A 255-nucleotide genomic window follows, 5' to 3' on the forward strand; every position below is an offset into this window, starting at 1 on the left:
CTGCCATCAACAAGATCAATGCAGTTTTGAAAGAGAAAAAAGTTCCTTCGAAAGTACGCCAGAAGCTTAATTATGCCAAAAAGAACTGGCCAAAGAACCTTGAAAAGTATGAACAGCAAGAAGAAATCCTTCAAAACAGAAACTCATTTTCCAAGACTGATACCGATGCCACTTTTATGCGTATGAAAGAGGACCATATGCTGAACGGCCAATTAAAACCGGCTTACAATCTGCAGATCAGCACCAATAAGCAGT

Annotated in this window: 1 pseudogene; it reads left to right on the forward strand. The window is 39.6% G+C overall.

The annotated features are described in order from the left end of the window. Positions 1-255 (forward strand): annotated as a pseudogene (locus LUU93_RS21655) (IS5/IS1182 family transposase); the annotation flags it as partial.

This window comes from Flavobacterium soyae (assembly GCF_021245985.1).
Lineage (GTDB): Bacteria > Bacteroidota > Bacteroidia > Flavobacteriales > Flavobacteriaceae > Flavobacterium > Flavobacterium soyae.